The sequence below is a fragment of the Nocardia sp. NRRL WC-3656 genome (genome assembly GCF_000720265.1).
Classification (GTDB): domain Bacteria; phylum Actinomycetota; class Actinomycetes; order Mycobacteriales; family Mycobacteriaceae; genus Nocardia; species Nocardia nova.
On record NZ_JOJF01000019.1, the window covers coordinates 57,287 to 70,968 of the forward strand.

Here is a 13,682-nt window from a genome sequence, read left to right on the forward strand (position 1 = left end):
GTGCAGAGTTCGGAGTTGAGCGGGTTCGGTCCGGTTGAAGGTCACGGCGCCGAGATCACGTCGGATCCGTCGCCGTTCCCGTTGACGCCGGCGCAGCTCGGCGTCTGGTACGCCCAGCTGCTCGATCCGCGGACTCCGATCAACATCGCCCAGTACGTCGACGTGCACGGAGACCTCGATGTCGAAGTGCTGCAAAAGGTCTCGGTCGAGGCGGCCCGGGAGTTCGGGTCCACGGTGGTGCGGCTCGGCGAAATCGACGGCGAGCCGTATCAGTGCGTGGACCCGCGGCTTCCCGTCGACATCGTGCCGGTCGATCTGCGCGATGCCCCCGATCCGGTCGCGGCGGCCCACGACTGGATGCGCGCGGACTACACGCGGCCGGTGGATCTGCTGACGGACCGGCTCTTCGCCGGCGCCGTACTGCGGGTCGGTGAACGGCGCTGGTTCTGGTATCTGCGCGCCCACCACATCGTTCTCGACGGATTCGGCGCCCTGACCAACACCATGCGCGTCGCCGAGCGCTACACCGCCGAGCTGCGCGGCATCGAACCCGAACCGGCCAAGGCCGGCAGCCTCGAATCGCTGGTCGAGGGTGAACGCGGCTACCGCGACAGCACCCGGTTCGGCTCCGATCGCGGGTACTGGGGCGAGCGGGTCCGCGATCTGGACGGCGCGACCACGCTCAACGGCCGCAGCGCACCCCGCGCGGCCGGAAACCTGGTCTACGGCCGCCGGCTGCCGGACAAGATCGCCACCCGGATGAACGACCTTGCGACAGCGCATGATTCGACGGCCGCCGTGGTGTTGCTCGCGGCCTTCGCGGCCTATCTGGCCCGGCTGAGCGGACGCGACGAGGCGGTGCTGAGCCTGCCGGTGACCGCCCGCACGACGGCCGTGATGCGGCGCTCGGCCGGCATGCTCTCCAATATCGTCCCGCTGCGGTTGCAGGTCGGGCAGGCCACCTGGGCGCAGTTGTTGCAGCAGACCCGGGTCGAGGTCGCCGGGGCCCTGCGGCATCAGCGCTACCGGCACGAGGACATCCGCCGCGACGCCGGCATGGAAGGCCTGGCCACCCGCCGCGCGCTGTTCGGGCCACTGGCCAACATCATGCTGTTCCGCAGCGACCTGACCCTGGGTGATACCACCGGCCGCTACCACGTGCTCTCGACCGGGCCGGTCGAGGATATGAGCCTCAACGTCTACTACGGCGACAGCGACCGGGTGCACGTCGACTTCGAGGCCAACCCGAATCTGTACCGCGCCGACGACATCGCCCGTCATCACGCCCGCTTCGTACGGTTCCTGGAGCGGCTGGTCGACCTCGATCCCGAGCGGCCGCTGTCGTCGGTGGCGGTCACGACCGATCTGGAGCGCGAGGTCAGCCTCCGGATCTGGAATGCCACCGAGGTGGATATCGACGCGCTTGCGGGTGCGGACGCGACCCTGGTGTCGATGTTCGAGCGCCAGGCGGCGCGGACCCCCGAGGCCGTCGCGCTGCGCGGATCGCGGACCCTCGGCTACGCCGGGTTCGCGGCCGAGGTCAACCGGCTCGCGCGGTATCTGATCGCGCACGGCGCCGGACCGGAAACCACGGTGGCACTGCATATTCGGCGTTCCCCGGAGCTCGTGGTCGCGATGTACGCGGTGCTGGCGGCGGGTGCGGCGTATGTGCCGCTGGACCCCGACCATCCCGCCGATCGCATCGGCTACGTGCTCGAGACCGCGAAGCCGGTCTGCGTGCTGACCACCGCCGGCGATCACGGCGACGGTGACACCCGGTGGATCGACATCGACGAACTGGACCTGTCGGCGCTGTCCGAGGGACCGGTGACCGATGCCGAGCGGATCTCGCCGCTGCGGCCGCAGCATCCCGCGTACGTCATCTTCACCTCCGGTTCCACCGGGCGGCCGAAGGGCGTCGCGGTCACCCATGCCGCGATCGTCAACCGGCTGGTCTGGATGCAGAGCGCCTACCGGCTCACCGCCGCGGACGTCGTCCTGCAGAAGACCCCCGCCACGTTCGACGTGTCGGTGTGGGAGTTCTTCTGGCCGTTGCAGGTCGGCGCGAGCCTGGTGCTGGCGACGCCCGACGGGCATCGCGACCCGGCCTACCTGCGCACGGTGATCGCCGAATTCGGCGTCACCATCGCGCATTTCGTGCCTTCGATGCTGGCGGCCTTCCTCGGCGGCGTGGTCGATGCCTCCGAATTGAGTTCGCTGCGTGCGGTGTTCGCGTCCGGTGAGGCGTTGCCCGGACCGCTGGCGCAGCGACTGCGGGCCGCGGCGCCGCGCGCGCGGCTGCACAATCTGTACGGACCCACCGAGGCAGCGGTCGATGTCACCGCGCATCAGGTGGGCCCGCTCGATACCACCGGTGTGCCGATCGGCGCACCGGTCTTCAACACCCGGCTGTACGTGCTCGACGCACGGCTGCAGCCGGTGCCCGTCGGCGTTCCGGGTGAGCTGTATCTGTCGGGGGTTCAGCTCGCCCGGGGCTACGTCGGGAGGCCGGAGCTGACCGCCGAACGGTTCGTCGCCGATCCGTTCGCGGACAGTGAGACGGAGGCCGGCCCCGGGGCGCGGATGTATCGCACCGGGGATCTGGTCCGCTGGACGGCCGACGGTGAGCTCGAGTATCTGGGCCGCACCGATTTCCAGGTCAAACTGCGCGGGCTGCGGATCGAACTCGGCGAGATCGAAGCGGTGCTCGGCGCGGTGCCCGGGGTCGCGCGCGCGGTGGTCGTGGTGCGCGACGATGCCGGCACGGGTGCGCAACTGGTGGCCTATCTGGTCGAGACCACCGCCGGCGCGGTCGACGTGGCGCGCGTGCGCGGCGCGGCCGCGCGCGAGTTGCCCGGATATATGGTGCCCGCGGCGTATGTGATGCTGGCATCGCTGCCGGTCAACGCCTCCGGCAAACTCGATCGGGCCGCGCTTCCCGCGCCCGAGCGGACGGCCGGACAGTACCGCCGGCCGCAGTCGGTCTCGGAGCGGGCGGTCGCCGAGGTGTTCGGTGAGGTGCTCGGCCGTGAGCGCCTCGGACTCGACGACGACTTCTTCGCCCTGGGCGGTAATTCGCTGGTCGCGACGCAGGTGGCGGCGCGATTGAACGCCGACCTCGGCTGCGCGCTGACCGTGCGGGAACTGTTCGAGGCCACCACGGTCGAGGCGCTCGCCGAGCTGATCGACCGCGCCTTCGAAACCGAGGACATGCACGAGAGCGCCGGGCCGGTCGCCGGGCCGCGACCGCAGGTGCTGCCGCTCTCGCCCGCGCAGCAGCGCATCTGGTTCCTCAACCGGTTCGAGGAGGACAGCGCCGGCTACAACATGCCGTTCGTGGTCCGGATGACCGGCGCGGTGGACACCGAGGCCCTGCGCGCGGCCCTGGCCGATGTGGTGGCCCGCCACGAGGTGTTGCGCACCGTCTTTCCGGCGGACGACGAGCTCGTGGCCCGGCAGCATATTCTCCCCGCCGGGCAGGTGGGGCCGGAGTCCTTCGCGGTGGAAACCGTTGCGGCGGAGGGCCTCGCCGCCGAGTTGACGCGGCTGGCGGCCCGCGGCTTCGATCTGACCGCCGAAATCCCGTTGCGAGCGACGATTTTCGAACTGGCCGCCGATGATGTCGCGCTGGCGATCGTGCTGCACCACATCGCCGCGGACGGACTCTCGCTGCCGGTGCTGGCGCGGGATGTGGCCGCCGCCTATACCCGCCGCCGGTCGGGTATCGACGCCCCCGAGGCGTTGCCGGCGGTGCAGTACGCCGATTACGCGCTGTGGCAACGAGATCGGCTCGGTGTCCCCGAAAATCCAGAATCCCTGGCCGCCCAGCAGCTCGGCTACTGGGCGCACACGCTGGCGGGAATTCCCGACCAGCTGGACCTGCCCGCCGATCGGCCGCGGCCCGCGGTGGCCGCCGGCCGGGGCGCCACCTATCGCTTCGACCTACCCGCGGACCTGCACGCGGCGATCTCCGAACTCGCCCGCGCCCAAAGTGTTTCGACCTTCATGGTGCTGCACGGCGCGCTGGCCGCGCTGCTCGCGCGGATCTCGGGCGGCGATGACATCGTGATCGGCACCCCGGTCGCCGGGCGTGGTCACCGCGAACTCGACGATCTGATCGGCATGTTCGTCAACACGCTGGTGCTGCGCACCCGAGTGGCGGCCGACGAACCGTTCACCGCTCTGCTGCAACGGGTCCGGGCGGTGGACCTGGGCGCCTTCGCCCACGCAGATCTGCCGTTCGAACAGTTGGTGGAGGCGCTGAACCCGGTCCGTTCGCAGGCCCGCCACCCGTTGTTCCAGGTGATGCTGGGTGTGGCCGACACTCAGGACATCGCCGTCGAGTTACCCGGATTGTCCGTGCGGACGAGTACCCTGGACACGGCGGTGACCAAGTTCGACCTTCAACTGACGGTCACCGAAAGCTTCGCCGGTGCCGGTCCCGGGGAAGGTCCGGCACCGGCGGGGATCACGGCGGAGTTCACCTACGCCACAGATCTTTTCGAGTCGGACACCATCGCGGCGTATGCGCGGTGGTGGCGGCAACTGCTCGTCCATATGGTCGCCGAGCCCACTCGTGCGGTGGGCCGGCTGCCGCTGCTCGACGCCGCCGAGTTGCGGCGCACGATCGACGCCGGCCGCCGCGGCGCGGGGGGAACGGCTCCCGACGTGCTCACCGCGTTCGAGCGGCAGGCCCTCCTGCGGCCCGATGCGGTGGCCGTGCTCGACGGCGAGCGGCAATACACGTACGCCGAGCTGTCGGCGCGGATCAACCGCCTGGCCCGCCATCTCGTCGGCGCGGGCGTCGGCCCGGAATCGCTGGTCGTCCTGGGGATGCGCCGGTCGGCCGAGCTGGTGATCGCCGCCTACGCCGTGCTGGCCGCCGGCGGGGCGTACGTACCGGTCGACCCGGATCAGCCGACGGCCCGGTTGCGGCAGGTGGCCGAGACCGCCGCGCCGGCATGCATGCTGACCGCCGGGGATGCGCCCGATCTGGACATTCCGCGGATCGCGATCGATGCGCTCGAGCTCGACGGCCTGTCCGATCGCCCGCTCACCGACGCCGACCGGCTCGCCCCGGTGCGTTCGGCCGACACCGCGTACGTCATCTTCACCTCCGGATCCACCGGAACGCCGAAAGGCGTTGCCGTCCAGCGCGGTTCGCTTGCCAACCAGATCGCCTGGATCGCCGCTGAGTACGGGATCGGTGAGCGGGACGTGGTGCTGTTCAAGACCCCGGCGACCTTCGACGTTTCGGTATGGGAGCTGTTCGCGCCGCTCGGCAGCGGAGCGCGGCTGGTGGTCGCCACACCGGACGGGCATCGCGACACCGCGTATCTGGCCGCGACCGTCGCCCGGCACGCCGTGACCATGATCTCGTTCGTACCGTCACTGCTGGCGACTTTCGCGAACACCGTGACACCGGCCGATATCCGCACGCTGCGGTGTGTTCTCGTCGCCGGCGAGGCCCTCAACGGAGAGGCCGTGCGGGCGTTCGCCGCGGTGAGCGATGCCGCCGTGCACAATCTGTACGGGCCCACGGAATTCACCGTGCACGCCACCCACGCGCCGGTTGCGCCGGACCGCACCGGTCCCGCGCCGATCGGTAAGCCGGTGCGCGACAGTCACATTCTGGTGCTCGACCGGCAGCTGCAGCCCGTTCCCGACCTGGTGATCGGCGAGCTGTACCTGTCCGGTGCGCAGGTCGCCCGGGGGTACCACCGCCGGACCGGCGCGACCGCACAGCGATTCGTGGCCGATCCGTTCGGCCCCGCGGGTGCTCGCATGTACCGCACCGGTGACCTCGTGCGCCGCCTCCGCAACGGGGATCTGGAATATCTGGGGCGCAGCGACTTCCAGGTGAAGGTGCGGGGCCAGCGCATCGAACTGGGCGAGATCGAGGCGGCGCTGCTGGCCACGCCCGGCATCGAGGCGGCAGCGGTGCGGGTGTACCGGCATCGGGCCGGCGATCTGCTGGTGGCCTATGCGGTGTGCGACGGCGATCCGCGGACCCTTGCCGAAAGCCGGCTGCGGGATCGGCTGCCGTCGTACATGGTGCCCAGCGCCTACGTCGCGCTGGCGGCCATGCCGCTGACGGCCTCCGGCAAACTCGATCGCGCCGCCCTTCCCGATCCGGTACTGGCCACCGAACGGTTCCGTGCGCCGGAGAGCGCCGAGGAGAAGGCCGTGGCGGCGGTCTTCGCCGGTGTGCTGGGTGCCGAACAGGTCGGGCTCGACGACGACTTCTTCGCCCTCGGCGGCAATTCGCTGGTGGCGACCCAGGTGTCGGCCCGGCTGGCCGAGGCGCTGGACCGCGAGGTCGCGGTGCGCCTGCTGTTCGAGAACCCGGTGGTCGCGAATCTTGCCCGGCGACTGCGGGATTCGTCTCCTCGCCGGCATCGCGCGTTGACCGCCGGGCCCCGGCCGGAGCGGCTGCCGCTGTCCTACGCGCAGCAGCGGATGTGGTTCCGCAACCAGTTCGACACCGAATCGGCGGTCGACAATCTGACCACCGCCATCCGGCTGCGGGGCGAGCTGGACGTCACCGCCCTCGCCGCGGCGGTGCGCGATGTGCTGGCGCGGCACGAGGCCCTGCGTACCCGGTATCCCGCCGTCGACGGCGTGCCCTTCCAGCAGATACTCGACCCGGCGGACGTGGTGGTCGACCTGGCGCCCCAGCCGGTGCCCGAGGACGAGTTGGCGCAGCGCCTGCGGGCCGAGGCGGCCGTCGCCTTCGCGGTGCGCGACCAGGCGCCGATCCGGACGGCGCTGCTGCGTAGCGCCGCCGATATGCACGTGCTCGTCGTCTCCATTCACCACATCGCCGCGGACGGCTGGTCGATCGCCCCGCTGACGCGGGATCTGATCCAGGCCTATGCCGCGCGCACGGCCGGCCGGGCGCCGCAGTGGCTGCCGTTGCCCGTGCAGTACGCCGACTTCGCGCTCTGGCAGCGGGCCGTGCTCGGCTCCGAGGACGATCCGAATTCACCCATCGCCGAGCAGATCCGGTTCTGGGCAGGCGAACTGGCGGGCCTGCCCGATGTGCTGGCCCTGCCGGGCGATCGGCCGCGGCCGGCGACGGCGACGGGCCGCGGCGCCCGATACCGCTTCGCGGTGCCCGCCGAGACCGTCTCCGCGCTGCGTGAGCAGGCCGAGCGGACCGGCGCCACCTTCTTCATGGCGCTGCACGCCGCCTTCGCGGTGGTGCTGGCGAAACTGTCCGGGCAGCGCGATATCGCGATCGGTACGCCGATCGCCGGCCGGGGTGAGGCCGCACTCGACGATCTGGTCGGCATGTTCGTCAATACGCTGGTGCTGCGCGCCGACGTCGCGCCCGAGTCCTCGTTCACCGCACTGCTCGACGCGGTGCGCGACGGCGACCTGCGCGCCTTCGCCCACCGCGACGTTCCGTTCGAGCGTCTGGTCGAGGTGCTGAATCCGATGCGCTCGGCGGCCCGGCACCCGCTGTTCCAGGTGATGCTGGATCTGCGCCAGGCCGCCGCCGGTGAACCGCGACTGCCGGGGCTGAGCGCGACGACGCTCGAACTCGATTCCGGCACCGCCAAATTCGACCTGCACCTGACGGCCGAGGAAGCGGCCGACGGCAACCTGGCGGCGGTCTTCGAATATGCGACGGACCTGTTCGACGAGCCGACCGTCGCGGGATTCGCGCGCCGGTTCCGCCTGGTACTGGAAGCCCTCCTCGCACAGCCGGAACGGCCCGTCGGCGATATCGAACCGATGTCGGCCGCCGAACGCGAAGAGATCCTCGGCACATGGAACGACACCGCCCACGAGGTGCCGGCGACCACACTGGCCGACCTGTTCGCCGAGCAGGCGCGGCGCAGCCCGAATGCCGTCGCCCTGCGCTTCGAGGGCGCCGAATGGACCTATGCCGGCTTCTCGGCGCGGGTGAATCGACTGGCGCGGCTGCTGGTTTCGATCGGCGTCGGCCCCGGCCGCACGGTGGCCCTGGGCATCCGCCGCAGCGACGATCTGGTGGTCGCCATGTACGCGGTGGTCGCCGCAGGCGCCGCCTACGTACCGCTCGACCCCGATCATCCCGCCCGGCGCATCGGTGACGTACTGCGCACCGCGCGGCCGGTGTGCGTGCTGACCCGCTCCACCGATGGGCTCGATCTCGATACGAGCGGTCTGGTCAGTCACTGCGCCGTCCTCGATATCGACCTGTTCGACACCGGCGACTACTCGTCGGCGCCGCTCACCGACGCCGACCGGCTGCGACCGCTGCGGCCGGGCCATCCCGCCTATGTCATCTTCACCTCGGGCTCGACGGGCAAACCCAAGGGTGTGGCGGTGAGCCACCGGGCGATCGTGAACCGGCTGGTGTGGATGCAGGCCGAATACGAACTGGCCGCCGCCGACGTCGTACTGCAGAAGACGCCGGCGACCTTCGACGTGTCGGTGTGGGAGTTCTTCTGGCCGTTGCAGGTCGGCGCCCGGCTCGTGGTGGCCCGGCCCGACGGCCATCGCGACCCCGCCTACCTCGCCGAACTGATTCGCGCCGAACACGTTTCGGTGGCGCATTTCGTGCCCTCGATGCTCGCGGTGTTCCTCGCGCACGCGCGGCCGGGTTCGCTGCGGACGGTGTTCGCTTCCGGTGAGGCGCTACCCGCGGAGGTTGCGCAGCGCCTGCGGGCGGTCACCGGTGCGCGACTACACAACCTCTACGGGCCGACCGAGGCCGCGGTCGACGTCACTCGCCACGAGGTCGTCGACACCGACACCGCGACCGTGCCGATCGGCCGCCCGGTGTTCAACACCCGGCTGTACGTGCTGGACGCGCGGCTGCGGCCGGTGCCGGTGGGGGTCGCCGGTGAGCTGTACCTGGCCGGCACGCAGTTGGCCGAAGGGTACGTCGGCCGCCCCGACATCACCGCCGAACGGTTCGTTGCCGATCCGTTCGGTACCGGGGAGCGGCTCTACCGCACCGGCGATCTGGTCACGTGGAACCCGCGCGGTGAACTGGAGTATCTGGGCCGCACCGACTTTCAGGTCAAGGTGCGCGGCCTGCGCATCGAATTGGGCGAGATCGAAGCGGCGCTCACCGCCGTGCCCGAGATCGCACAGGCCGTGGTGATCGTTCGCCACGATCCGCAGACCGGTGACCGGTTGGTCGCGTATCTGCTGCCCGCCGACGGCGCAGGCATCGATATCGACGCGGTGAAAGCCACACTGGCGCAGCGACTACCGGCCTATATGCTCCCCGCGGCCTACGTCGTACTCGACGCGTTCCCGCTCAACGGCTCGGGCAAGCTGGACCGCGGCGCCCTGCCCGATCCGGTCTGGCAGGCGCGCGAATATCACGCGCCGGCGACGGCGGCCGAAGCCGTGGTCGCCGAGGTCTTCGCGGAGGTGCTGGGCGCCGAGCGCGTAGGGCGCGACGACGATTTCTTCGACCTCGGCGGCAATTCGCTGCTCGCCACCCAGGTGCTGGCCCGCATCGGCGCCGCTCTGGACACGCAGCTGCCGGTTCGCCTGCTGTTCGAGGCCACCACGGTGGCCGAGCTGGCGGCGCGGGCCGAGCTGCTGGCCGGCACCGGTGCGCGCGCGCCGCTGACCGCGCGCACGCTGCCGGAGCAGGTGCCGCTCTCGGCGGCACAGCGGCGGATCTGGTTCCTCAACCGCTTCCGCGCCGACGAGCGGGCGGCCGCCGCGGTCGACGTCATCCCGCTGGCGCTGCGGTTGCGCGGAGAACTGGATATCGACGCCCTGCGCGCGGCCCTGGCCGATGTGGTGGAGCGGCACGAGACGTTGCGCACCCGCTACCCCGATACCGCGGACGGGCCGGTGCAGGTCGTCGAGCCCGCCGCGGCGCACATCCCGGCGTTGCGCGTGGCCGCGGTGAGCGAGCAGACGCTGGCCGAGCGCATCGCCGGGATCTGCGCCACCGAATTCGACCTCACCGTCGAAACCGGCTTGCGCGCCGAGCTTTTCGCGCTGTCCGCTGATCATCACGTACTGCTGCTGGTCCTGCATCACATCTGTGCGGACGGCCTTTCCCTGGGCCCCTTGGCCGCGGATGTGACGGCCGCGTACGCCGCGCGCCGCGACGGGCGCGCGCCCGGCTGGCAGGACCTGCTGGTGCGCTACCGCGATTACACGCTGTGGCAGGCGGAAGTCCTCGGCGATCCGGCCGATCCGGAATCCGAACTGTCCCGCCAGCGCGAATTCTGGCGCACCCGTCTGGCCGGGGTGCCGGAACAGCTGGAACTGCCCACCGATCGTCCGCGTCCCGCGACACCGTCGTACCGCGGTGGCAGCCACCGCTTCCAGATCGACTCCGATCTGCACAGCGAACTGGGCGAACTGGCCCGCAAACACGAGACCACCCTGTTCAGCACGGTGCATGCCGCGCTGGCGGTGCTGCTGTCGCGCATGTCGGGCACCTCCGATATCGCGATCGGCACCCCGGTGGCCGGGCGCGGCGAGGCCGCGCTGGACCCGATGGTCGGCATGTTCGTCAACACCATCGTGTTGCGCAGCGAGATCGACAGTCGCGAGCACTTCCACACCGTGCTCGATACCGTTCGCGCGCAGGACATTTCGGCCCTGTCGCAGGTCGACGTGCCGTTCGAGCAGGTGGTGGAGATGCTGGCGCCGGCCCGCACCGCGAGCCGTCACCCGCTGTTCCAGGTGGCGCTGACCTTCCAGAACTTCACCCTGCCCGAGGTCGAGTTGCCGGGGCTGCACGTCACGCCCGAGGCGGTCGACGCGGCCGCGGTCGCGTTCGACCTGCAGTTCACGCTGGTCGAGTCCATCGACGACGACGGTCGTGCGGGCGGGATGTCGGTCGAGATCACCTATGCCACCGATCTTTTCGACGCGGCGACGATCGCGGAGCTGGCCCGGCGCTTCGAGCAGGTGCTGGCCGCGGTCAGCCACGACCACACCGTCGTGGTCGGCGACATTCAGTTGCTCAGCGCCGAGGAACAGCATCGCGCGCTGTACGAATGGTCCGTCAGCGGCGACGATCGTTCCGAAACGACCACCATCGCAGCGCGTTTCGCGGCGGCCGCGCGGGCGGACCGAACGGCCGTCGCGGTGCGGGCCGGCGACGCGACCCTCACCTACGGCGAACTCGAGGACCGGGCCCAGGGCCTCGCCCGGCGCCTGATCGCGGCCGGCGCCGGTCCGGAAACACTGGTCGCCGTGGCGCTGCCACGCTCGGCCGACCTGATCGTCGCACTGCTCGCGGTCGTCGAATCCGGCGCCGGTTATCTGCCGATCGATCCGGATTACCCCGCCGACCGGATCGAATACATCCTCGCCGACGCCCGGCCGGTGTGCGCGATCACCGGTGCGGACGGCCCGGACCGGGGCTGGTTCGACGGCCCGGTAATCGACCTGGACACCGTGTCCTGGCAGGAGCTGGACACCGCGCCGATCACCGATGCCGACCGCCGCTCGCCGCTACGCCCGGACAACACCGCCTACGTCATCTACACCTCCGGTTCCACCGGCCGCCCCAAGGGCGTGCAGATTCCGCACGCCAATGTGATTCGGCTGCTGGACAATTCCCGCGAGCGATTCGGTTTCGACCACTCGGATGTGTGGACGCTGTTCCACTCCTACGCCTTCGACTTCTCGGTGTGGGAACTGTGGGGTGCGCTGCTGCACGGCGGCCGGATCGTCGTCGTCGACTACTTCACCTCCCGGTCGCCGCAGCAATTCCGGGAGCTGCTGATCGATGAGGGCGTGACGGTCCTCAACCAGACGCCCTCGGCGTTCTACCAGCTGATGAGCGCGGACCTGGCCGACGCTCCGGCCGACTACCGGCTGCGCTGTGTGATCTTCGGCGGCGAAGCGCTGGAGCCGGCGCGGCTGCGGGACTGGTTCGCGCGGTATCCGCACACACCGCGGCTGATCAATATGTACGGCATCACCGAGACGACGGTGCATGTGTCGTTCCGGCCGATCGACGCGCGCACCGGTGCGGCCGGGGTGATCGGAGGCGCCCTGCCGGGCCTGACCGTGCGGTTGCTCGATTCGCGGCTGCGGCCGGTGCCGGTGGGTGTGCCGGGCGAAATCTACGTCTCCGGCGGACAGCTCGCCCGCGGATATCTGCGGCGGCCCGCCTTGACCGCGGGGCGCTTCGTGGCCGACCCCTACGGGACGGCGGGTTCACGCGCCTACCGCTCCGGTGACCTCGCCCGATGGACCGCGACCGGTGACCTCGAATATCTGGGTCGCGCCGACCACCAGGTCAACCTGCGCGGATTCCGGGTGGAACTCGGCGAGATCGAGGCCGCGCTGCTGGCCGTGGACGCGGTGGCACAGGCCGCGGTCGTGGTCCGCGCGGACGACGGAGCCGAAGCCCGGATCGTCGGATATGTGGTGGGCGCCGACCTCGACGTGGCGTCGGTGCGCCGCGCGGTCGCCGAGCGGCTGCCCGAGCACATGGTTCCGGCCGCTGTGGTCGCGGTGGACCGAATTCCGTTGACCGTCAACGGAAAGCTCGACGTGCGCGCCCTTCCGGCGCCGGTGTTCGAGACGGTCGGTTACCGCCGGCCGACGACCGCCGCCGAGCAGATCGTGGCCGATGTGTTCACCGAGGTGCTCGGCGAACTCGGCACCGACCGGGCGGTGGGCGCCGACGACGACTTCTTCGCCCTCGGCGGCAGCTCGCTCTCGGCGGCCAAGGCCGTCGCCCGCATCGGCGCGGCCCTGGGCGTGAGCGTCCCGGTGCGCACGCTGTTCGAGAATCCGCGGGTCGCCGACCTCGCGGTGGCGGCGCTGACGGGCGGTGACCGGCCGGCCCTGGTCGCCGGTGCGCGCCCGGCCCGGCTGCCGCTCTCCCCGGCGCAACAGCGGATGTGGTTCCTCAACCGGTTCGACCGCACCTCGGCCGCCTACAACATTCCGCTCGCGCTGCGCCTGTCCGGCGACCTGGACGAGCGGGCCCTCGCCGCGGCACTGCGCGATGTCGTGGCACGGCACGAATCGCTGAGTACCGTCTACCCCGAGATCGGCGGCGAACCGGCGCAGGTGATCCTGCCGGTCGAGCGGGTCCACATCGACACGACCGCCGTACCGGTCGCCGAAGACGCCCTGCCGCAACGAATCCGGGAGTTGTTCGGCACCGGATTCGACGTCACCGCCGACGTGCCCGTGCGGGTGCGGGTGTTCGAACTCGCCCGCGACGAGCATGTGCTCGCGGCGGTGCTGCATCACATCTGCGCCGACGGATCCTCGATCGTGCCGTTCGTCGCCGATCTGATGCGCGCCTACGAGGCCCGGGCCCGGTCCGACGAGCCCGGCTGGTCGCCGCTGCCGATCCAGTACGCCGACTACGCGCTGTGGCAGAAGCGTCTGCTCGGCGCCGAGGACGACGCGGAATCGGTGGCCGCCCGGCAGATCGCGTTCTGGCGCGAAACGCTGGCCGGGCTGCCGGATCAGCTCGACCTGCCGACCGACCGGCCTCGCCCGGCCCGGCAGAGCCTGCACGGCCGCCGCGTCGAATTCGCCGTCGACGCCGCGGTGCACCGGCGGCTGGCCGGAGTGGGCCGCGGCGGCGGCGCCACGGTGTTCATGGTCGTGCACGCGGCGTTCGCGGCGGTGCTGGCCCGGCTCTGCGATACCGGCGACATCGCGGTGGGCACGCCCGTCGCGGGGCGCAACGACGCCGCGCTGGACGAGGTCATCGGCATGTTCGTCAACAC

The 13,682-nt window shown here is 70.9% G+C and carries 1 protein-coding gene (cut by a window edge); it reads left to right on the forward strand.

Going from position 1 to position 13,682, the window contains the following annotated elements; genetic code table 11:
• Positions 1-13,682, forward strand: the 5' portion of a protein-coding gene (locus tag IG65_RS0123595) for a non-ribosomal peptide synthase/polyketide synthase (protein ID WP_051756730.1). 3,976 nt of this gene lie beyond the right edge of the window; only the first 13,682 of its 17,658 coding nucleotides appear in the window; the start codon lies at positions 1-3; its stop codon lies beyond the right edge, outside the window.